A 20,486-nucleotide genomic window follows, 5' to 3' on the forward strand; every position below is an offset into this window, starting at 1 on the left:
GATGCGATTTGACCTCACCCGTGCGAGGGTGTTCTCTTCTCAATTAGGAGACAAAAATGTTTGAATTGAACGGCCGCAAGGCGCTCGTCACCGGCGCATCGGGGGGGATCGGCGAGGCGATCGCCAGGGTCCTGCATGCGCAAGGCGCCATCGTCGGCCTGCATGGCACGCGCGTCGAAAAACTGGAAGCGCTCGCCGCCGAGCTTGGCGACCGGGTCAAGCTGTTCCCGGCCAACCTGTCGAACCGCGACGAGGTCAAGGCGCTTGGCCAGAAGGCGGAGGCCGATCTCGAAGGCGTCGACATTCTGGTCAACAATGCCGGCATCACCAAGGACGGGCTGTTCGTGCGCATGTCGGATGCAGACTGGGATAGCGTGCTCGAGGTCAACCTGACTGCCGTGTTCAGGCTGACCCGTGAACTCACCCATCCGATGATGCGCCGCCGCCATGGCCGCATCATCAACATCACCTCGGTGGTCGGCGTCACAGGCAATCCCGGACAGACAAACTATTGCGCCTCAAAGGCCGGCATGATCGGCTTTTCCAAATCACTGGCGCAGGAGATCGCCACCCGCAACATCACCGTCAACTGCGTCGCCCCGGGCTTCATCGAATCGGCGATGACCGACAAGCTCAACGACAAGCAGAAAGAGGCGATCATGGCGGCGATTCCGACGCGCCGCATGGGGACCAGCGCCGAAGTTGCATCGGCCGTTGCCTATCTGGCCTCCAGCGAAGCCGCCTATGTCACCGGCCAGACCATCCATGTAAACGGCGGCATGGCGATGATCTGAACGAGGTCCGGCGGCAACGCTGCCGGGTTGTGAAAAGAGACCATTTCGCCTTGGACCTGAGCCGATTTTCGTGTAATGCGGCCCGCAACCCGGCGGTTCGGGCAAAAACCGGTCCGTAGCCGTTGCGTTTCCGGCAGGACCATCTTTCAGCTTGATTAGCGGCATTCTGCCCGCTAACGAAGACAGACAAACAAAAGACGAGGATGCCCCAAATGAGTGACACCGCAGAGCGCGTCAAGAAGATCGTCATCGAGCACCTTGGCGTCGATGCCGACAAGGTGACGGAGCAGGCGAGCTTCATCGATGATCTGGGCGCCGACAGCCTCGACACGGTCGAACTCGTCATGGCGTTCGAAGAAGAATTCGGCGTCGAGATTCCCGACGACGCGGCCGAGACCATTCTGACCGTCGGCGACGCTGTTAAGTACATCGACAAGGCTTCGGCCTGACGCTTTCCGCAGTCGTCACCTGGGAGGACCTGCGATGAGGCGTGTCGTCGTCACGGGCCTTGGGTTGCTGTCGCCATTCGGCATGGGCTTCGAGCACAGCTGGAAGGAACTTCTGACCGGCCGCAGCGCCGCCAAGCGCATCACCGAGTTCGAGGTGGAGGATCTTGCCTGCAAGATCGCCCACGTCGTTCCGCGTGGCGACGGTAGCAATGCCACCTTCAATCCCGAGGCCGTGCTTGAGCCGAAGGAATTGCGCAAGATCGGCGACTTCATCCTGTACGGGATTGCCGCCGCCGACGAGGCGCTGGCGGATTCCGGCTGGGAACCCAAGACGCATGCGGAGCAGTGCTCCACCGGCGTCCTGATCGGCTCCGGCATCGGAGGCATAGAGGGCATCGCCGAGAACGCGATGATCCTCAAGGAACGCGGCCCGCGCCGCATCAGCCCCTTCTTCATCCCTGGCCAGATCATCAATCTCGTCTCCGGTCAGGTTTCGATCCGGCACGGGCTGAAAGGCCCGAACCATGCCGTCGTCACCGCCTGCTCGACCGGCGCGCATGCCATTGGCGACGCTGCCCGGCTGATCATGTGGGGCGATGCCGACGTGATGGTCGCAGGTGGCGCCGAGGCGCCGGTGACGCGGCTGTCGATTGCCGGCTTCGCCGCGTGCCGGGCGCTGTCGACCGATCGCAATGATGCGCCGCAAACAGCGTCGCGTCCCTACGACCGTGACCGCGACGGCTTCGTCATGGGCGAGGGCGCCGGTGTCGTCGTGCTGGAGGAATTGGAGCACGCCAAGGCGCGCGGCGCGAAGATTTACGCAGAGGTCACCGGTTACGGCCTGACTGGCGACGCTTATCACATCACCGCGCCAGCCGAAGACGGCGACGGCGCCTTCCGCTGCATGACGGCGGCATTGAACCGGGCCAAGCTGACGCCTGCCGATGTCGACTACATCAACGCGCATGGCACCTCGACCATGGCCGATACGATAGAACTCGGCGCCGTCGAGCGCCTGGTCGGCAATGCCGCTTCCAGGATTTCGATGTCGTCGACAAAGTCGTCAATCGGTCATCTCTTGGGGGCGGCGGGTGCCGCCGAAGCGATCTTTTCGATCCTCGCTATCAGAGACAATGTCGCACCAGCGACCATCAACCTCGACAACCCGGAGCGCGAAACCGCGATCGACCTGGTGCCGAACAAGCCGCGGGCCCGCCAGATCGACGTGGCGCTGTCCAATTCCTTCGGCTTTGGCGGCACCAATGCTTCGCTCGTCTTCCAGCGCTACAATGGCTGACCGTCCGACTACCGGGCGACGCTTGGGCGTGCCGTCAATTTTGCCATATTCGCCCCTACTCTGCCGCTGGGGATTCGTTGAGCAATCAAACGGTAGGGCAAGATGAACACAAATCCGGTGGGCAACGGAGAATTTGCGCAACGGCCGGCAAATGCCGGACCGATCGTGCCGAAGACGGCCAGCGAGGCCTTGCGGCCGGAGGCAGGCACGCCGCCGCCGAAGCGCTCGCGTGCGTCACGCAGCCAGGTCGTGGTGTTCACGAACTTCGTCATCACCTCGGTGATGCTGATGATTCTGGCTGCGGGCGTCGCGCTTTATTTGGGCAAGCAGGCGTTCACCGAGCCCGGCCCCTCGGCCAATGGCGACACGTTCCTGGTCAAGCCGAACACCGGGGTCCAGGATATTGCCGACCAGCTCGAACGCCGCGGACTGATCAGCGACGCCAGGGTATTCCGCCTTGGCGTGCGCGCCTTCGGCAATGATTCGGCGCTGAAGGCCGGTGAATACGAGATCAAGCCCAGGGCTTCCATGCGCGACATCATGGAGCTTTTGAAGAGCGGCAAGTCGGTGATGTATTCGCTGACCATTCCAGAAGGGCTGACGGTCGAACAGGCCCTGCAGCGCATCGCCGACGAGCCCGCGTTGAGCGGCGACATGCCGGCGACCACTCTTCCCGAGGGCAGTCTCGCCACCGACACGCTGCGCTTCACGCGCGGCGCGACTCGCCAGCAGATGATCGACAAGCTGCTGGCGGATCAGAAGAAGCTGGTCGAGGATGTCTGGCAGCGACGCGCGCCGGATCTGCCGCTGGCCAACATCGAAGAGTTCGTTACGCTGGCCTCGATCGTCGAGAAGGAAACGGGCAAGGGTGACGAGCGCTCACGGGTTGCCGCCGTCTTCCTGAACAGGTTGGCCAAGGGCATGCGCCTGCAGTCCGATCCAACCATCATCTACGGCTTGTTCGGCGGCAAGGGCAAACCCGCGGACCGGCCGATCTACCAGTCGGATATCCAGAAGCCGACGCCCTACAACACTTATGTGATCAACGGCCTGCCGCCGACGCCCATCGCCAATCCGGGTCGCGCGGCACTGGAGGCGGTCGCCAATCCGTCGAAGACCGACGACCTCTATTTCGTTGCCGATGGCACCGGCGGCCACGTCTTTGCCGCCACACTGGACGAGCACAATGAGAACGTCGCCCGCTATCGCGCGCTGCAGAAGAAGCAGGCCGATGACGCCGCCAAGGCAGCCGCCGGCACCGGCGCCAGCGACGGCAGCGCCGTCAAGCCGGCTGACGGCGGCGACGACAGCGGCGGCGATGCGGGCGCTGCCCAGTAAGAAGAAAGGCGTTGCCGGGGAGGCGACGTCCTGACATTTGGAAGAGCGCCGCGCGTCTGATTTCGACGCGCCAGCGGCGCGGTGATTTTCAAGCTGCACTTGCTCCTTTCCGGAAAGCCGGTTTCGGGGGTGATGCGCCAGGGATTTGTAGGCGAAATGACTTTGCAGAGCATGACCGGTTTCGCACGTGCCGTCGCCGAGCATGACGGCACCTCGATCGCCTGGGAGGTCAAGTCCGTCAACGGCAAGAGCGTCGAGGTTCGGCTGCGGCTGCCGCAGGGTTTCGAGCGGCTGGAACCAGCCGTCAGGCAGACGCTTCAGAAGCGTTTTGCGCGCGGCAATTTCCAGGCGACGCTGACCATCGGCCGCGCCGCCGGCGCGCAGGCGCAGCCAGTCGTCAACGAAGCCTTTCTGAAGGACCTGGCAGGGCTCGCCAAGCGCCTTCAGGAACAGTTCGGCGCAGCCCCGGCGACGGCTGACGGGTTGCTTTCGTTGCGCGGCGTCCTCGACATTCCCGAAACTGTCGAAACCGAAGAGGTGCGGGCCGCGCTCGATGTCGCGATCATGGCCGCACTCGAGGTGGCACTCAAAGGGCTGGAACAGGCGCGACAGGGCGAGGGTGCCGCGCTGGCATCGCTTCTGTCGGGCCATATCGACACGATCGAGGCGCTGACGCTGCGGGCCGAGGCGGATCCGTCACGCGAGACGGCGGCGATCCGTGAGCGCATCGCCGAGCAGGTCAGGCTTCTGATGGACGCTTCCGCCAATCTGGACGCAACCCGGCTGCACATGGAGGCGGCGTTCCTGGCCACCAAGGCCGATATTCGCGAAGAGATCGACCGGCTGAAAACACATGTCATATCTGGCCGGGCATTGCTTGGAGGCGGCGGCGCCGTCGGCCGCAAGCTCGATTTTCTGGCACAGGAATTTAACCGCGAATCGAATACGCTGTGCTCGAAGTCGAACGCCGCAGCCGTCACCGCGATCGGGTTGGAGTTGAAGGCCGTGGTCGACCAGTTTCGTGAACAAGTCCAGAATCTGGAGTAGCCGATGGTTGCCAAGGATTTGGGGTCCCGCATTCGGCGCCGGGGCCTGATGCTCGTCCTGTCGTCGCCATCAGGCGCCGGCAAGTCGACGATTGCGCGCAACCTTTTGGAAAGTGACTCGAGCCTGGAGCTGTCGGTCTCGGTCACCACCAGGCCGCGCCGCGGCAGCGAGATCGAGGGTGTTCACTACCATTTCCGCACGATGCGCGACTTCGAGCGGTTGCGCGATTCCGACGCCCTGCTCGAATGGGCGGAGGTGCATGGCAATTGCTACGCGACACCGCGCGAGCCGGCAGAACTGGCGCTGGCTCAAGGGCGCGACATGCTGTTCGATATCGACTGGCAAGGCGCACAGCAGCTCAAGGAGAAGATGCGCGCCGACATCGTCTCGATCTTCATCCTGCCGCCGTCGATGAAGGAATTGAAGGCGCGACTGAAGCGCCGCGCCGAGGACCAGGAAGCGGTGATCGAGACGCGGCTGAAGAACGCCCGCAACGAGATCGAGCACTGGAAGGAATATGATTTCGTCATCGTCAATGACGATCTCGACCGCGCCTTCGCAGAAGTGCGCGGCATCGTTGTCGCCGAGCGGCTAAGGCGCGACCGGCGGCCGGGTCTGTTTGATTTCGTCTCGGGGCTGTTGGACGAGAAGACGGACTGATCTGCTCTTTCTCCCTTTAGCCGGGAGAACAAGCTATACCGCATTGGTCAGCCGCACGAACTCCTCGACGCTGAGCGTTTCGGCGCGGCGTGTCGGATCGATACCCGCGCGCTCGAGCAAGGTCTCGCCGCCGAGGCTTTTCACGCTCTGCCGCAGCATCTTGCGCCGCTGGCCGAAAGCGGCTTCGGTGACGCGGCCGAGTTTTTTCACATCGGTGGGCAGGGGGGTCGCGCGCGGCTCCAGATGCACCACCGAGGAGGTGACCTTGGGCGGCGGCGTGAACGCCTGCGGCGGCACGTCGAAGGCGATCCTGGCCTGCGTGCGCCAGCCGGCCAGCACGCCAAGCCTGCCATAGGCATCGCTGCCGGGCGTGGCGACGATACGCTGGGCCACTTCGCGCTGGAACATCAACGTCATCGAGGCGTAGAACGGCGGCCACTCCGTGACCGTCAGCCACCGTACCAGCAGCTCCGTGCCGATATTGTAGGGCAGGTTGGCGATGATCTTCACCGGGCCGCCGTCTCCAGCCGCTCCTCTGGCAAGTGCCGCGAAATCCGTCTTCAGCGCATCGCCGGAAACAACCTCCAGCCGGCCAGGATAATGATCCGACACTTCGGCAAGGGCAGCCAGGCAGCGTTCGTCACGTTCGATGGCGATGAGGCGGCGCGCGCCGTTGGAGAGCAATGCGCGCGTCAGCCCGCCGGGGCCGGGACCGACCTCGATCACGGTCGCATTGGACAAGTCGCCGGCGGTGCGTGCGATCTTGCCGGTGAGGTTGAGGTCGAACAGGAAATTCTGGCCAAGCGCCTTCCTTGCCTGCAGCCCATGGCGCTCGATCACCTCGCGCAGCGGCGGCAGCCCATCCATGCTCATGGCTGCGGTCTCAAGCGGCAACCGCCTTCGTGTTCGTATCGGCCAGTTGGCGGGCAAGGCGCAGAGCCGCCATCAGGCTGTCGGGCCGCGCCACGCCCTTGCCGGCTATGTCGAAGGCGGTGCCGTGGTCGGGCGAAGTGCGTATGAAGGGCAGGCCGAGCGTGACGTTGACCGCCTCGTCGAAGGCCAGCGCCTTGGCCGGGATCAGCGCCTGGTCATGATACATGCACAGCGCCACGTCGTAGCCTGCTCGTGCCCGGGCGTGGAACAATGTGTCGGCCGGCAGGGGGCCGAAAGCGTCGATTCCTTCGGCGCGCAGGATGTCGACTGCCGGGCGGACAATGCGCTCGTCCTCGAGGCCCATGGTGCCGCCTTCGCCGGCATGCGGATTGAGGCCGGCGATGGCAAGCCGTGGTCTGGCGATGCCGAAGCGGCTGGCAAGGTCGGCGGCGGTGATGCGCGCGGTCGCGACGATCAATTCGGTGGTCAGCGCCTTCGGCACCTCGGCCAGCGCGATGTGGATGGTGACGGGAACGGTGCGCAGGTCCGGGCCTGCCAGCATCATCACCGGCATCGCCTCGACGCCGCTGTGCCGGGCGGCCAGATGCGCCAGATATTCGGTGTGGCCGGGAAAGCGGAAGCCGGCATCGTAGAGCGGCTTCTTGGCGATGGGGCATGTGACGACGGCCGCCGCATCGCCGGCAAGGCAGTCGGCGACGGCGCGGTCGATGGCCTCGATGGTTCCTGCCGCATTGGCCGGGTCCGGCCGGCCAGGGCTGTCGATGCTGCGGGCGGCCAGCGGAACGATCGGTAGCGCCTGAGCAAAGACTTGCGCCGCTTGCGCCGGTGTCGTTTCAACCACTTGCAGCGAAATGCCGAGGTGACGCGCCCGGGAGGCGATCAGCGCCGGGTCGGCGAGCAGATAGAAGGGAGGCAAGCCGGCGGCGCCGCGCGCCAGAAAGGCGGCGATCGCGATCTCCGGCCCGATACCGGACGGATCGCCGACGCTCAACGCGAGCGCAATCACCGCGCTGCCCACGTCAGCGCTTGACGATGCGGGCTTTCGCCTTCAACTCGTCGACATATTTCTTGCTGAGCTCGTCGGCGTTCTTGTCGCCGGAGCCCTCGCTCTGGAACACCATCTGGGCGACCTTGTCGTCGGATACTTCACGCGACGAGCAGATGCCGATGAACTCGACGCCGCGCTCGGTCTCGCGCGTGACGGTGGCGCCGCCGACCTTGGTTGCCTTGATTTGCTCGGCCCAGTCCGGCGGCAATTGCGGCGCCAGCACCCGGCCCAGATCGCGGACGGTGACGTCGATCAGGCCCTTGGCGAATTCGCGCGTCGTGTTGCAACCGTTGAAGCGAGCACGCATGGCGTCGGCCTCGCGCTTGCGCTTGGCCAGCGTCGCGCTGCGTTCAGCGGCCGGCACGACGAAGATGACTTGCTGCAGCATGTACTCGGTAGCGCTCGGCTTGGAGCCGCCCTTTTCGAGCATCTTCTTGACAAGGTCCTGTTCGCTGACAGCACCGGTGCCATCGCCGGACCGGTAACGTGCGCTCAAAGCCTGGTTCCAAGCCATCTGGGCGCGAATGAATTCCTTGAAGTGGTCCTTGCTGACGCCGGACTTCTCCATGACACCGTCCAACTGGCTGAGCTGCATCTTGTTGCTCGAGGCAAAGCGCTGGTAGGCAGCCTCGACCTGTGCGTCGCTGATCCGGATGCCAAGCCGCCTGGCTTCGGCCATACGCAGCGTCTGGTCGATCATTTCCTGGGCGGCGTCGCCCTTCTTGCGCTGCAGCTTCAAGAAGGCGGCGCGGTGTGCGATGTCGCCGGTGGTGACCGGAATGTTGTTGACGACGTACTTGATCTCGCTGGCAAAAGCCGGCGGCGTCATCACTGTGATCGACACGGATGTCGCCGCCACAAGCAACGCGAACCCTGCTGAAAAGAGGTACTTCCTCATCGTTGGTATCCCAATTTTATCCCGGTTCCGCCCAATTTTGTCTTTTTCCGGGTGCGCGAATTCCGTGCCAGTCCTATGCGGCGAAACGATGTCGCCGATTACTGGATCGTATCGACGGCACTGGTCGACGAGCCGAAGTCGCCAAGGGTGCGGAACGACAGGTTGAAGCCGATGCTCTGCGTCACCTCCCTGGTGTTCAGGTCGCGCGACTGCGAGTACGTCATCAGATAGGTGAAGCAGGAATCATTGTACGCGAAGCCGACGCCGTCCTTGACCAGCAGGCTTTCCTGCAGGTCATAGGTTCCGGTCCCGAAGACGCGCCAGTTCTCGGCAAGGTGCGTGGATGCGCCGAGCGTGACTTCGTGACGGTCGGTTGTGAAACCGTAGAGTGGCTGGGCCTGGATGAAGGCGTATTTGGCGCTCAGCGACACCGGCAGGCCGGAATAGGCGGCCTTCACTTCGGCGCGGCGAACCTCGAAGGTCTGTTCGTCGAAACGGCCGCTGACCGAGGCCGCGAACCCGTTGGGGCTGTTGACGCCAATCAGGCCGACATAGTCGGACTTGGTGGTTTCGAGGCCCGAATAGGCGCCGACATTGACCAGATCCGGCGCCGCGAAGGAGTTCTCGCCGCCAAGCTGATAGGACTGGCCGAAAATGGCGTTGGTGCCCCAGCCATTGATGTACGAGCCCGAATAGCGCAGGCCGACATTGGCGCGCGAACCGCCTTCAACACGGTCGTACCCGGAGAACTTGTCGCGTTCGAACAGGGTGGTCGCGTCGAAGACCATGCTCTGGGCGTCTTCGTTCGGCACGGCAAGACCGCCGACATATTGCTCGTTCGGGCGCACAAAGACCTGCGCCATCGGCTCGATAACATGGCTGGACCCGCTGGCCATGGAAAACAGCAGTGGCCAACGCATCTCGAGGCCGGCTGTTGCCATGTAACGGGCAAACGACGAGCGCATATCGTCCTGCTCGCCCAGATTCGTCGCCATCTGGTTGATGGCGGCGAGCGAAGCCGATGAAGCGTTGAGGTAGTCGACGTCGCCCTGCAGTGCCAGCAACGGCGTCACCACCAGCCCGTCATCGGTGACAAATGTGCGCTTCCATTCAGCCTCGGCAGTCAGACGTCCGGACTCGCCTTCAATACCGCGCACGCGCTGCGTGCCTGAAGCGGGCACGTAAGGGGTGAAATAGGTTTGATCGAGCTCATCGCGGTGGATGACCCGCGCATTGACATTGAGCGACAGCTGGCCTCCGGCCACCGAGACGTCGGGGATGTACGCATAGTCGAGCGATGGCAGCACCCAGGGCTGCTGACCGCTTCTCGCGGCGGGATTGTTGTTGAGCGTATCCTCTTGCACCTCGAAGTGCATTGCGCGCACGTCGAAATAATTGCGGCCGTTGAGACCCGTCAGGTAGACCGATGATTGGTGGACCGCGGCGTTGTACTTGTCGATGTTGTAGGTGTTCGAGAAGTTCTTGTCGGTCTGCAGCAGCACGTCCCAGCCGAAATTCCAGCGCGAATTGATCGCGAACTGGCCCTGGGTGCCCATCATGCCGCGGAATTTGTTCGGATCGCCCGCCGCGCCCGAATCGACGTTGTGACCGGCGCTGTCGATGAAGGCATCGGGATCCTGCTGCTGAATCCCGGCGATCTTCAAACTGTACTCGCCATTGTTGAAACGCTGGCGCCATTCGGCCTCGCCGAGGAAGCCCTGCTTGGTATAGCCACTGCCCGTCACGGTCAGGTCGTATGTCGGCGCAAGTGCGAGATAATAGGGAATCTTGACGCCGACGCCGAGGTCGCTTTTGTAGACGATGCTGGGGATCAGGAAGCCGCTCTTGCGCTTCACCGTCGGGTCGGCAATCTCGAACGCAGGCAGGTAGGCGAGCGGGAAGCCGAAGAATTCGAAATTCGCGTTCTCGAAGCGAACCGTCTTCTTCTCGCCGTTCCAGATGATCTTCCTGGCCTTGACACGCCAGGTCGGCGCTTTGTCGGGCTTGTCCTCGCACGGTTCGCAGGCGGTGTAGACGCCATTGTGGAACGTCGTCAGCACGCCGCCCATGCGCTCGGCGCTTTCGGCGGCGAAATAGGCCTTGTCGATGGTTTCGACACGCAACGCGTTGACGAAGCCGTCGGCAAAATCATCGGTGATGTCGATATGCTCGGAATTGATCTTGGTGCCGTCGCTGTTAACAACTTCGACATTGCCGCTCGCGACCATCCGCTTGGTGTTGCGGTTGTATTCGACCCTCTGGGCGACAAGGCGATTGCCACCGTAGTCGATCTGCACGCCACCTACGGCGGTCACGGTCTGGTTGTCGTTGTTGTAGACCAGCGTGTCGGCCGCCAGCAGCATCTGCGAGCCGGACGGAACCTTGGTCGCCATGTCGCCAACGTCCTGCGCAAGCGCCGGCAGCGGGACACCGCAGGCAAGCAGGCACGCCAAGGCGCTGGCCGCATACAGGCGCGCCAAACCGTCCTGCCTGTTGCTGGGCAAAAACGCCTCCCTCACTAGCCGTCTTCCTTGTATAGCAGGAAAGTCACCCCGAAGAACATAGCCACGACGACCGGCACCCAGGCGGCTACGACAGTCGGCACAAACCCCGCCACGCCGAATGCCTTCACCAGCACCGAAACGACATAAAGCAGAAACCCGGCGATGATGCCACCCAGAATCATCGTTGCTGACTGCCCCATCCTAGCAAATCGCATTGAAACTGTTGCCGCAATCAGCGTCATGGCGACGAGAAGGAACGGCAACGCCACCAGCGAATCAAACTGCATGGCAAAGGCATTTGCCTTGAGGCCGAAGGAGCGGGCAACCTCGATCTTTCCGGGCAGGTCATAGAACGGGATGGTTTCGGGGCGCGCCAGCCGTTCCTGCACGAATTCAGGCTTCAGGTTGGTCGGCACGCGGTCGCTTGCCGATGGCTGGATGGTGCCGTTCCTGAAGGTCTTGACGTCCTGCAGTTCCCAATAGCCGTCACGCAGGAAGGCGCGCGCCGCGTCCTTGCGCTCGACGATGTTGCCTTGCGGGTCGAGAATGAAAAAGACGGCATCGGCCATCTCCAGTCCCTGGTTGAGGATGGCCCGCGCGCCGATGATGGTGTCTCCGGAATTGGTTTTCTGCCTGATCCACGGTGCGGCATCGGCCGAAACCGTGTTCGATTTGCCGGAGCGCAGCTGGGTCTCGATCTGCTCGGACCATGAAAAGGCGTGCGCGGCGAGCGGATTGATGATGCCGACCGACAGCACGCCGAACAGCAACGCTCCGATGCAGCATGGCAACAGGAATTGCCAGGCGGAAACGCCGGCGGAACGCGCGATGACCAGCTCATACCGTCGGTTGAGCGACACCAGCGTCGCCATCGCCGAGAAGAGACCGACGAACGGCACCGTCTGCAGCATGATCATCGGCATCCGGAGCGCTGAAATGGCCACTGCGGTCCCATAGGTGAAGCCGGGCAGGCCAGTCGTGCGGCCGGAAAGCTCGGTGAAATCGATCAGGAACACCAGCGCCAGCAGACCGATGAAGAACCAGATGGTGATCGTCACATAGCGGAAGAAGAAATAGCGGCCCAGTGTCCAGCCCATCAGCTGACCCCTTGCCCTGAAGTGCCACGCCCGGACAAACGCAGTTTGATGGCATTCCAGCCATCACCGACGCGGGTGGCGAAGTTTGTCATCCAGTCCGCCCAGGCCACCGGCAGTTCCATGGTCCGGTTCGAGACGATGAACCAGATCGCCACCGCGGACGCCATGATGGGCACGCCATAGACCATATAGGCGTATTGCGGGATTTCATCGGCCTTGCTGGCGGCAAAGAAGCCCAGCCAGCGCACGAACAGCGAAATCGCGATGGCCGTGATCAGCGGATTGACGCGCGCCTCGCGATGCGAGCGGGCGTCTCCGGCGACCGCGAGCGCGATGAGCGCGAAGACCATGGAATAGGTCCATTCCGAAAACCGCTGGTTGATCTCGGCTCGGTACTCGTTGGGGCGTTGCTGAAAATTCTTGTCGTTGGCGCTCGGGTTGAGCAGGTACTGGGTCGTCTGGTCCTTCGGCAGGAGCGTCACCGCCGAAGCCGCCGCCATAAAGGCCGACATGTCGAAGGCATAGGAGGTGAACCGGATGACCGAAAGGTCCCCGGTCAGCGTTTTGCGGTGGATGACGCCATCATTCATCATCAACACTTTTTCGCCGCCGCGCTCGACGATGCTGCCGGTCTTGGCGTAGTAGACGAGGTTGACCCCTTCCTCACGCGAATCCGCGACGAAGATACCGCCCAGACGATTGTCGGGAAGCCGTTCGCCGATCTGCAGGAACAGTCCGTCCTCGATCTTGCGGAAGGTGCCTTCCTGTATGATCAGCGACAACAGATCCGCGCGTGATGACGCCACCAGGGCCCGGTTTTTCTGACGCGCGTAGGGGTCGATGCCGTTGTCGACGGCAAAGGAAAAGACGCTGGCTGCGAGCGCCAGCAGCATGATCGGCCGCACGATCGTCCAGCGCGAGGCACCTGAAGCGTTGACGACGGCGAGCTCCGAATCCGAATTCATGGCACTGAGTGTCTGTGCGACCGCCACCACCAGTGCAAAAGGCACGACGATCGGGATGATCGACGGAAGAATGAGGGCGGCGACCTCGAAGAAGGTCAGCGCCGACTGGCCGCTGTCGGTGACCAGGTCGATCTTTGCCAGCACCTGTGTCGTCCACACGATGGCCAGCGTCCACACAAGCGCTGCCATAAAGACCACGAAAGCGCGGCGCATGATGTAGCGTTCAATGACCTTCATGAAGGCTTTTCTCGATTTTTTCGAACGGCATCATGCCACCGCACAAGGGTAGCTGTCCGGCGGCGCCTGCACAACTGGCTCCATCAGATGGTCGATCCGGTTCCTGTCCCAGATCACGCCCCCGGTAGACCGGAGTGTCGGCGGGAATGGATAAGAAAGGGAGAACATCGATGGTTAACAACAAGTTGCGGCAAGATGCGGGGCCGTACCGCGACGAATCGCCATCGATTCCGTTGGTCATATGGGGTGCGAATTTGGCAAAGTCTTGCCAAATGCCGGAAAACGACCAAATGTCGCGCATCGCTCCACACCACTTCCCTCAAGCCAAGCCTTCCCGGCAAGCTACGCATTCCCCGAAAGCAGGACATGATGAATCAAAGACCGACGATTGCCTTCGCCAGATTTTCCGCACCCAGGAAGGGCAGCGTCTTCGTGCTGTCGGCGGATGAGGGCGGATTGAGCGACGCCGCCAAGGCTTGCGATCCCGGCAAGACGCTGGAGCGGGCCTTTCCGGTGGCGGAGTTCACGGGCAAGTTCGCCGGCGTGGTGGAAGTTCTGGCACCCGAAGCAACCTCGATCGACAGGCTTGTCGCCATCGGCGCCGGCAAGGTGTCGGGGCTCGACGACTATGCCTGGCTGAAGCTCGGCGGCACCATCGCCGCGTCGCTGCGCAAGGCGACGGATGTGGCCGTGGTGCTCGATCTGGTTGGCGCCTCGCCGAGCGGCAAGGATGCGGCAAGCCTTGCCGCCGGCATTCTTCTGCGCAGCTATGCCTTCGATAAGTACAAGACTAGGAAGGACAAGGACGAGGGCAAGGCGGAGGCGAAGAAGCCGGCCAAGATAACCATCCAAACCGCCGATCCGACCGCTGCGAAAAAGGCCTTCACCGATGCGGAGGCAGTGATCGACGGCGTGCTTCTGGCGCGCGACCTCGTCAATGAGCCGGCAAACGTGCTGGGGCCGGTTGAGTTCGCCGCCCGCGCCAAGGAACTCGAGGCGCTCGGCGTCAAGGTCGAAATCCTCGCCGAGAAGGAGATGAAGAAGCTCGGCATGGGCTCGCTGCTCGGCGTCGCGCAAGGCTCGCCGCGCGGCGCCCGCATTGCGGTCATGCAGTGGAACGGCGGCAAGCCGAAGGACAGCCCGGTCGCTTTCGTCGGCAAGGGCGTCACATTCGACACCGGTGGCAATTCGATGAAGCCGGCCTCGGGCATGGAAGACATGAAGGGCGACATGGGCGGTGCCGCAGCCGTCACCGGCCTGATGCATGCGTTGGCTGCTCGCAAGGCGAAGGCCAATGTCGTCGGCATCATCGGCCTGGTCGAAAACGCTGTCGACGGTCATGCCCAGCGCCCCGGCGATATCGTCACGTCGATGTCGGGCCAGACTATCGAGGTGCTCAACACCGACGCGGAAGGCCGCCTCGTTCTGGCCGATGCGCTGTGGTACTGCAACGACCGTTTCCAGCCGAAATTCATGGTCAATCTGGCGACGCTGACCGGCGCCATCATGGTGGCGCTCGGCCAGCACTATGCCGGCCTGTTTTCCAACAATGACGACCTTGCAGAAAAGCTGACGGCGGCGGGGCAGGCAACGCAGGAGCGGTTGTGGCGCATGCCGCTCGGCTCCGAATATGACAAGCTGATCGATTCCAAGAACGCCGACATGAAGAACATTGGCGGTCGCTATGGCGGCGCCATCATCGCGGCGCAATTCCTGCAGCGCTTCGTCAAGGATACGCCATGGGCGCATCTCGACATAGCCGGCACGGCGATGGGGTCGCCGTCGAACGAGATCAACCAGTCCTGGGGCTCGGGATTCGGCGTCAGGCTGCTCGACCGGCTGGTGCGTGACAATTATGAACAGTGAGCGGGGTCAACCGGTATAGACTGAAGCATGGCCGACGTCCTCTTCTACCATCTGACCGAATCAACGCTGGAAGATGCGCTGCCCGGCCTGCTGGAGCGCAGCATCGACCGTGGTTGGCGTGTCGTGGTGCAGGCCGGCACCGAGGAGCGCCGCGACGCGCTCGACCAGCATCTGTGGACCTTCCGCGACGATTCGTTCCTCGCCCATGCGACCGATCGTGAGGCTTATCCCGATGAACAACCGATCCTGTTGACGACCGGAGACGGCAACCCGAACGAGGCAAAGATAAGGTTTCTGGTCGACGGCGCCATGCCGCCCGAGCTTGGCGGCTATGAGCGCGCCGTGTTCCTGTTCGACGGCCACGATGCCGCCCAGGTCGAAGCAGCCCGGGGGCACTGGAAGACGATGAAGGACGCTGGCCATGCGGTGACTTACTGGCAGCAGACGCCGGATCGCCGCTGGGAGCGCAAGGCGTAGGCAGCGGCACTTCTTGACGTCACGGGATTCGACAAGACATTCGGGCGGTCTCGACATACTGCTGGACAAGATGGAGTCCGCGCGTTGCTGGACGAAATGGAACTGCGCAACGGACCAATACAGGCTGGTTGTCCGGCACGGTGCGATTACAAGGTGACTTTCTGAATGCGCTTTCTGTTTCTCCTGATCCTGCTCGCCGGCACCGGCATCGGTGTCATCTATCCCTGGGCGATGACCAATTTCTCCGGTCATGAGATCGGCACTTGGCGGGTCTACGAGCAAGGCCGGTTCAAGCCGCTGACGGTGCCGCTCTCCGGCCGCGACGCGCCGGTGCGGGTGTTGGTCGACCTGACCGCCAGGGCCGAGCGCATCGTTTCGCAGCAGCGCACGGTGCTGACGCTGACCGCCGCCACCAATGGCCGGACGGTGCTCGCCTCGACGCTGCAGTTCAACCATTCCGACAATCCGCGCCAGGCCAGCCCACAACTGCCCGACAAGATTTTTCGCGATGAGGCCGGCCTGATACCGGCGGTCAGCCCCGGTCCCTACACTTTCACCGTCGGCCCGGGCGACGCCGAAGACATCCCGATGCGGGCGGTCGACCTCATCCTGCGCTCCGGTTTCGGCGAGATCGACGGTCGCGCGCGGCCAGTCGGCTATTCGCTGATGGCCGTCGGTCTGATTGGGTTGGTGCTGGCCATGCGTTTTGGTGGCCGCGGCGGCCGGCCGGAAAACCCGAACTCGCAGCCGCCGACGCGCTGGGGCAGGGGTTCCGCTTGAACTACCGCCACGCCTACCACGCCGGAAATTTTGCTGACGTCGTCAAGCATGTCGTGCTGACACGGTTGCTTGAATATCTCAAACAGAAGGACAAGGCGTTTCGCGTCATCGACACCCATGCCGGCATCGGCCGCTACGATCTGTCGTCGGTCGAAGCGCAGAAGACCGGAGAGTGGCAAGGCGGCATCGGTCGGCTGATCGATGCTTCGTTCGACGCGTCGGCGGCGGCGCTGCTCGCGCCCTATCTCGAGGCAGTTCGGTCGCTCAACCCTGATGGCGGCGTGAAGAGATATCCGGGCTCGCCGCTGATCGCGCGGCACCTCATGCGCAAGCAGGACCGGCTGTCAGCGATCGAGCTGCATCCCAAGGATGCCGCGAGGCTGAAGGCCGAATTCGGCGGCGATTTCCAGACGAGGGTGATGGAACTCGACGGCTGGCTGGCGCTCGGGGCGCATCTGCCGCCGAAGGAAAAGCGCGGTCTGGTGCTCATCGATCCGCCATTCGAGGAAGCGGGCGAATTCGACCGCCTCGTCGATGGGCTCGAAAGGGCGCACAAGCGGTGGCCCGGCGGCATCTATGCGCTGTGGTATCCGATCAAGGACCGCAGGGCGATCATCGCCTTCAGAAAGGCGCTGAGGCAGTCCGGTATCCCCAAGCTGCTCGACATAGAATTCGAGATCAGGCCGCCTTCGACCGAACCAAGCCTCGACGGCAGCGGCATGGTGGTGGTCAACCCGCCATTCACGCTGGAAGGCGAACTGCGAACCGTGCTGCCGGCGCTGCACAGATTGCTTGCCGTGGAAAAGCCGGCGCATTGGTCTCTCGACTGGCTGGCCGGCGAGTAGGGTCGCGGCGGCATCATCGAAGCGAGGCAATGAAACGCCAGTAGGCGCGAAAAAGCCCGCGTTCCGGAGGGGGCGGGAAGGCGGGCTCTTTTACGGCCCAGGGGCTTGCGCTCTCTTGGGTCCGGCTACCAACGTGCGGGAGCCATTTCGGTTCCACGCAAGGCCCCGCTTGGCCAAGAGCAGTTTCCGGCTGGGAAACCATCGTCGATGCAACCGCTTGACCGCCGCCAAGCGAATCCGCACAGTGCGCGCAACCGACCTTGAGAGGCTGCCATGACTCGCTTCGCCAAATCCGCCCTTGCTGCCCTGATTTCGCTCTGCACTCCGCTTGCCGCGCCTCTCGGCGTCACCCAGTCCGTGCAGGCGGCCGACCTTGGCGTCTATTCCGATGACGATGGCGGCATCTGCGGCCAGACCTGGGTGCTCAACAAGATCACCAGCCGCTTCTCTTACCAGGTGCATCACGTGCCGCACCTGCCGGACGTGCAGATCACCGATTTTCACCGCATCCATCAACACCGCTATCTACCGGCCAGCGAGACCTGGCCGATCGGCCGCCGCTATTGCGGCGCCACCGTCAGCCTCTCCGACGGCCGCGACCGCGCCATCTGGTACCTGATCGAGGAAGGGCAGGGCTTTGCCTCGATCGGCGACAATGTCGAATTCTGCGTCTCGGGCTTCGACCGCTGGATGGTCTACAACGGCCGCTGCCGCGTCCTGCGCTGAGCGCGGTTTTCCCTTCTCGATCCCTTTTCACCGGGTCAACCGTGCTGCGGGCGGTGTGATGATCGGCGCCGGCGTTGCCGTGGTCGTCACGCGCTGAGAGGTATGGCTGGTCACCGCTCTATTTTCCGCGCGGCGCGGCCTCGGCCTGATCGAGAATCTTGCGCAGAAAGGCAACGTGACCGCGGAACGCGCGCCGTCCGGCCGTCGTCGCCTTGACGCGCGTCTGCGGCCGGCGCCCGACGAACAGCTTTTCGACGTCGACATAGCCAACCCTTGCGAGCATATCGATATGTGCGCCGAGATTGCCGTCGGTGACGTTCACGATAGCCTTCAGCCGGGTGAACTCCAGTGCCTCGCGTCTTTCCAGCGTGTTCAGGGCGGCCATGATCCTGAGCCGCGTGCTCTGGTGGATGATTTCGTCGGCGCCCATCATTTGGCTCCGGCGCGGCGCGGCCGGATACCCTCGCCTACGCGGCCGCATCCATGGGGCATCGCCTCGGCGATCTCGGGCAGCGACAACGCTTGCTCTTGTGCGATCGACATCGAAGCACTCCTGCATTTTGTACAGAATACTCTGTGGTATAGAGTTATCTGTCAATCCACTCACGTGCGGATGAGGGGATCGCGCTTGACAAGGTGGTGGCGTGATCGGCCATCGCATTGCTCTCGTGATCTGTGTAGATCGCCCACCTGCATAAGACGATCGTGTCGATAAACTGCAGGTCATGATCTTCACCGTCGAAGATCAAGGCGCAAGGCCGCTCGCTGATCTTCGCAGCTTCGCGGAGAGATCGGTCTGACAGGGCGCGGAGAATGTCGGTGGCGGACTGCCGGCAATAATCAAAGATCAGCAGCGCATCTTTGCGACGATCAGCATGATCGGGTGCCCTTCGTAACCAAAACTTAATCTGCAAAAATCAGTATATTGCTTCGCTGGCTAGAGAGCCGCGAGTCAGATATGCATTGCCCGCCGAGGTCATTCACGGCCGTCGGCGTAACGCAAGGGGCATGATATGGCGAAGCAGTCGTCTAAGGCGCCGGCATCCAAGACACCGGCAAAGAAAGCACCCGTGAAAGCAGCGACGGCGAAGGTCGCGGTAGCAGTGAAAAAAGCAGCGCCTGCGAAGGCTGCGGCGAAGCCGGCGGCGAAGGCCGCACCGGCCAAGAAGCCTGCAGCCAAGGCCGCGGCAAAACCGGCGGTGAAGAAGGCAGCGCCCGCGAAGGCAGCGGCAAAGCCGGCGGCCAAGGCAGCACCGGCCAAGAAGCCCGCGGCCAAGGCAGCAGCGAAACCCGCAGCCAAGAAGGCAGCGCCCGCGAAGGCGGCGGCAAAGCCTGCCGCCAAGGCAGCAGCAAAGCCTGCCGCCAAGGCAGCGCCGGCCAAGAAAGCGGCGGCGGCGGCAACCAAGCCCGCCGTGAAGAAAGCCGCGGCACCCAAGGCCAAGGCAGCGCCGGCAAAGGCGAAGGCGCCGGCCAAGAAGTAGACCAGGCCTTGCTGGGGCGGCGCGTGTCCTGCTGGACGCGCAGAGAACGCTCCGGCACTTGCGAGCGGCGCATGATCATTCCGGAAACCGGGACCGGTTTTCGGGCCATGCGCGGGACGTGGGGGAAGGGAGTCAGGGCAGCAAAGCGAGGCGCCGGACAGGCCGCCTCGCTTGCTCGCACGGCTTGGGTTTTTTCGCGCCTGGTCGTGAAACGAATGCCCCGCCGCGAGGCCGGGGCTGCGAGAGATTGAGAAGCAGGTCGGATGCTCCGTTCTTCTCTCGCTCCGCGCGGATCGCGCATCCGTCTGTAGTCAGGTCACAATGGTCATGTCGGGAAACCGCCAGCGGTTTTCTGGCAACTGGTTTTCTGTCGCCTGGCCATTGCCGGGACAACCGTTCCCGGTTGACAGTGCTGGTCGGCAAACAGGAATCCAATCATGCCCAGACTTCTCTACGCCTCTTCTTCACCCTACAGTTCCAAGGTCCGCATGGCCGCGGTCTATGCAGGCATTGCTATCGAGGCGGTGCCGGTCAAGACCGACGACAAACCGGCAGTGCTGATCAAGGCCAACCCGCTCGGCAAGATCCCGGTGCTGGTGCTGGATGACGCCCGTTCGATCCATGACAGCCGCGCCATTACCCAGCATCTCAACCGTCTGTCGAAGAACGCGCTGTTTCCGCGCAACCCCGACAAGCGGCTAGAGGCGGAAGTGCTGGAGGCGCTGGCCGACGGCATCTGTGATTGCGCGCTGTCGATGGTCTATGAGCGGCGCACGCGGCCTGAGGAGATGGTCTATCAGCCATGGCTCGACCGCCAATGGGCGAAGATCACGCAGGCACTCGACCTGCTCAACGCCAACCCGCCGAAACTGCCGAAGAAGATCACCGTCGGCCAGATGGCGTTGCGCGCCTGCCTTGGCTATCTCTCGCTGCGTTTTGCCGGAAAATGGGAAAAGGGTCGCGCCCGACTGACGCGGTGGGCGGCGCGCTTCGACGAGAAGTTTCCAGAACTGAAGCCCTGCATTCCCGGGTGACCGATCTCCCGAAGTGGTCGGAGATAAAAAAGCCGGGCGCGAGGCCCGG

Annotated in this window: 22 protein-coding genes; 13 read left to right on the plus strand and 9 right to left on the minus strand. The window is 63.1% G+C overall.

The annotated features are described in order from the left end of the window. Positions 1-56 precede the first annotated feature (56 nt). From fabG to gmk, 6 genes are all read left to right on the plus strand, one after another. Positions 57-794: a 3-oxoacyl-[acyl-carrier-protein] reductase gene (gene fabG / locus BLS48_RS09900; RefSeq protein ID WP_091577200.1), complete on the plus strand. Its 738-nt coding sequence runs from the start codon at positions 57-59 to the stop codon at positions 792-794. 212 nt (positions 795-1,006) lie between these two features. After that, complete coding sequence (locus BLS48_RS09905) at positions 1,007-1,243, plus strand: acyl carrier protein (RefSeq protein WP_006203723.1); 237 nt, start codon at positions 1,007-1,009, stop codon at positions 1,241-1,243. A 34-nt stretch (positions 1,244-1,277) separates the two neighbouring features. Then, positions 1,278-2,540, plus strand: a complete 1,263-nt coding sequence (fabF, locus tag BLS48_RS09910) for a beta-ketoacyl-ACP synthase II (protein WP_091577201.1) — start codon at positions 1,278-1,280, stop codon at positions 2,538-2,540. A gap of 102 nt (positions 2,541-2,642) precedes the next feature. Next, positions 2,643-3,878: an endolytic transglycosylase MltG gene (gene mltG, locus BLS48_RS09915; protein WP_091577203.1), complete on the plus strand. Its 1,236-nt coding sequence runs from the start codon at positions 2,643-2,645 to the stop codon at positions 3,876-3,878. Positions 3,879-4,034: 156 nt separating this feature from the next. Next, positions 4,035-4,925, plus strand: coding sequence for a YicC/YloC family endoribonuclease (locus tag BLS48_RS09920; RefSeq protein WP_091577572.1), 891 nt, complete (start codon positions 4,035-4,037; stop codon positions 4,923-4,925). Positions 4,926-4,928: 3 nt separating this feature from the next. Beyond that, positions 4,929-5,585 carry a guanylate kinase gene (gene gmk, locus BLS48_RS09925; protein WP_091577205.1) on the plus strand — a complete coding sequence of 219 codons (657 nt, stop codon included), beginning with the start codon at positions 4,929-4,931 and terminating at the stop codon, positions 5,583-5,585. A gap of 33 nt (positions 5,586-5,618) precedes the next feature. Here gmk and rsmA read toward each other — a convergent pair whose 3' ends face one another. The 7 genes from rsmA to BLS48_RS34880 all read right to left on the minus strand — a co-directional run bounded on the left by rsmA (position 5,619) and on the right by BLS48_RS34880 (position 13,529). Then, the gene (gene rsmA / locus BLS48_RS09930) at positions 5,619-6,458 is read right to left on the minus strand and encodes a 16S rRNA (adenine(1518)-N(6)/adenine(1519)-N(6))-dimethyltransferase RsmA (protein WP_091577574.1); all 840 of its coding nucleotides are present in this window, start codon (positions 6,456-6,458) and stop codon (positions 5,619-5,621) included. 10 nt (positions 6,459-6,468) lie between these two features. Further along, positions 6,469-7,497, minus strand: coding sequence for a 4-hydroxythreonine-4-phosphate dehydrogenase PdxA (gene pdxA / locus BLS48_RS09935; RefSeq protein WP_091577207.1), 1,029 nt, complete (start codon positions 7,495-7,497; stop codon positions 6,469-6,471). Between the two features lies 1 nt (position 7,498). Continuing rightward, complete coding sequence (locus BLS48_RS09940; protein ID WP_091577208.1) at positions 7,499-8,425, minus strand: peptidylprolyl isomerase; 927 nt, start codon at positions 8,423-8,425, stop codon at positions 7,499-7,501. Between the two features lie 98 nt (positions 8,426-8,523). Continuing rightward, positions 8,524-10,944 (minus strand): LPS-assembly protein LptD, encoded by a 2,421-nt coding sequence (locus tag BLS48_RS09945; RefSeq protein ID WP_167365018.1) that lies wholly within the window; start codon positions 10,942-10,944, stop codon positions 8,524-8,526. After that, positions 10,944-12,029: an LPS export ABC transporter permease LptG gene (gene lptG / locus BLS48_RS09950; protein ID WP_208604609.1), complete on the minus strand. Its 1,086-nt coding sequence runs from the start codon at positions 12,027-12,029 to the stop codon at positions 10,944-10,946. Before lptG ends, BLS48_RS09945 begins: the two co-directional genes overlap by 1 nt. Continuing rightward, positions 12,026-13,228, minus strand: coding sequence for an LPS export ABC transporter permease LptF (gene lptF, locus BLS48_RS09955; protein ID WP_091577212.1), 1,203 nt, complete (start codon positions 13,226-13,228; stop codon positions 12,026-12,028). Before lptF ends, lptG begins: the two co-directional genes overlap by 4 nt. Continuing rightward, entirely contained in the window at positions 13,215-13,529 is a 315-nt protein-coding gene (locus BLS48_RS34880) for a hypothetical protein (RefSeq protein ID WP_143019404.1), read from the minus strand. The genes lptF and BLS48_RS34880 overlap by 14 nt, the downstream gene beginning before the upstream one ends. Positions 13,530-13,597: 68 nt before the next feature. Here BLS48_RS34880 and BLS48_RS09960 point away from each other — a divergent pair, with 68 nt between their 5' ends. The 5 genes from BLS48_RS09960 (at position 13,598) to BLS48_RS09980 (ending at position 17,922) form a co-directional block, all read left to right on the plus strand. Then, complete coding sequence (locus BLS48_RS09960) at positions 13,598-15,094, plus strand: leucyl aminopeptidase (RefSeq protein WP_091577577.1); 1,497 nt, start codon at positions 13,598-13,600, stop codon at positions 15,092-15,094. Positions 15,095-15,121: 27 nt separating this feature from the next. Next, the gene (locus tag BLS48_RS09965) at positions 15,122-15,571 is read left to right on the plus strand and encodes a DNA polymerase III subunit chi (protein WP_091577213.1); all 450 of its coding nucleotides are present in this window, start codon (positions 15,122-15,124) and stop codon (positions 15,569-15,571) included. A 165-nt stretch (positions 15,572-15,736) separates the two neighbouring features. Then, positions 15,737-16,351: a hypothetical protein gene (locus BLS48_RS09970; protein ID WP_091577215.1), complete on the plus strand. Its 615-nt coding sequence runs from the start codon at positions 15,737-15,739 to the stop codon at positions 16,349-16,351. After that, the gene (locus BLS48_RS09975) at positions 16,348-17,196 is read left to right on the plus strand and encodes a 23S rRNA (adenine(2030)-N(6))-methyltransferase RlmJ (protein ID WP_091577216.1); all 849 of its coding nucleotides are present in this window, start codon (positions 16,348-16,350) and stop codon (positions 17,194-17,196) included. The genes BLS48_RS09970 and BLS48_RS09975 overlap by 4 nt, the downstream gene beginning before the upstream one ends. A gap of 273 nt (positions 17,197-17,469) precedes the next feature. Next, a complete protein-coding gene (locus BLS48_RS09980) occupies positions 17,470-17,922 on the plus strand; it encodes a hypothetical protein (protein WP_091577218.1) in 453 nt (150 codons plus the stop codon). Positions 17,923-18,040: 118 nt separating this feature from the next. Here the strand turns inward: BLS48_RS09980 and BLS48_RS09985 are convergent, their stop codons facing one another. Both BLS48_RS09985 and BLS48_RS35930 read right to left on the minus strand, forming a co-directional pair. Next, positions 18,041-18,352 (minus strand): transcriptional regulator, encoded by a 312-nt coding sequence (locus BLS48_RS09985; protein ID WP_091577219.1) that lies wholly within the window; start codon positions 18,350-18,352, stop codon positions 18,041-18,043. 157 nt (positions 18,353-18,509) lie between these two features. After that, positions 18,510-18,836, minus strand: a complete 327-nt coding sequence (locus tag BLS48_RS35930) for a hypothetical protein (protein ID WP_091577220.1) — start codon at positions 18,834-18,836, stop codon at positions 18,510-18,512. Between the two features lie 156 nt (positions 18,837-18,992). Between BLS48_RS35930 and BLS48_RS09995 the strand changes: the two genes are divergently transcribed. Continuing rightward, positions 18,993-19,403: a hypothetical protein gene (locus BLS48_RS09995; RefSeq protein ID WP_208604604.1), complete on the plus strand. Its 411-nt coding sequence runs from the start codon at positions 18,993-18,995 to the stop codon at positions 19,401-19,403. A 437-nt stretch (positions 19,404-19,840) separates the two neighbouring features. Continuing rightward, the gene (locus BLS48_RS10000; RefSeq protein WP_091577224.1) at positions 19,841-20,437 is read left to right on the plus strand and encodes a glutathione S-transferase family protein; all 597 of its coding nucleotides are present in this window, start codon (positions 19,841-19,843) and stop codon (positions 20,435-20,437) included. Positions 20,438-20,486: the final 49 nt, after the last annotated feature.

Origin of the sequence: Mesorhizobium qingshengii, from assembly GCF_900103325.1 — a bacterium.
GTDB lineage: Bacteria > Pseudomonadota > Alphaproteobacteria > Rhizobiales > Rhizobiaceae > Mesorhizobium > Mesorhizobium qingshengii.

Coding starts and splice junctions, on each gene's coding strand:
- fabG (WP_091577200.1), top strand. CDS start 57: ATGTTTGAATTGAACGGCCGCAAGGCGCTCGTCACCGGCGCATCGGGG.
- BLS48_RS09905 (WP_006203723.1), top strand. CDS start 1,007: ATGAGTGACACCGCAGAGCGCGTCAAGAAGATCGTCATCGAGCACCTT.
- fabF (WP_091577201.1), top strand. CDS start 1,278: ATGAGGCGTGTCGTCGTCACGGGCCTTGGGTTGCTGTCGCCATTCGGC.
- mltG (WP_091577203.1), top strand. CDS start 2,643: ATGAACACAAATCCGGTGGGCAACGGAGAATTTGCGCAACGGCCGGCA.
- BLS48_RS09920 (WP_091577572.1), top strand. CDS start 4,035: ATGACTTTGCAGAGCATGACCGGTTTCGCACGTGCCGTCGCCGAGCAT.
- gmk (WP_091577205.1), top strand. CDS start 4,929: ATGGTTGCCAAGGATTTGGGGTCCCGCATTCGGCGCCGGGGCCTGATG.
- rsmA (WP_091577574.1), bottom strand. CDS start 6,458: ATGAGCATGGATGGGCTGCCGCCGCTGCGCGAGGTGATCGAGCGCCAT.
- BLS48_RS09940 (WP_091577208.1), bottom strand. CDS start 8,425: ATGAGGAAGTACCTCTTTTCAGCAGGGTTCGCGTTGCTTGTGGCGGCG.
- lptF (WP_091577212.1), bottom strand. CDS start 13,228: ATGAAGGTCATTGAACGCTACATCATGCGCCGCGCTTTCGTGGTCTTT.
- BLS48_RS34880 (WP_143019404.1), bottom strand. CDS start 13,529: ATGCGCGACATTTGGTCGTTTTCCGGCATTTGGCAAGACTTTGCCAAA.
- BLS48_RS09960 (WP_091577577.1), top strand. CDS start 13,598: ATGAATCAAAGACCGACGATTGCCTTCGCCAGATTTTCCGCACCCAGG.
- BLS48_RS09965 (WP_091577213.1), top strand. CDS start 15,122: ATGGCCGACGTCCTCTTCTACCATCTGACCGAATCAACGCTGGAAGAT.
- BLS48_RS09970 (WP_091577215.1), top strand. CDS start 15,737: ATGCGCTTTCTGTTTCTCCTGATCCTGCTCGCCGGCACCGGCATCGGT.
- BLS48_RS09980 (WP_091577218.1), top strand. CDS start 17,470: ATGACTCGCTTCGCCAAATCCGCCCTTGCTGCCCTGATTTCGCTCTGC.
- BLS48_RS09985 (WP_091577219.1), bottom strand. CDS start 18,352: ATGGGCGCCGACGAAATCATCCACCAGAGCACGCGGCTCAGGATCATG.
- BLS48_RS10000 (WP_091577224.1), top strand. CDS start 19,841: ATGCCCAGACTTCTCTACGCCTCTTCTTCACCCTACAGTTCCAAGGTC.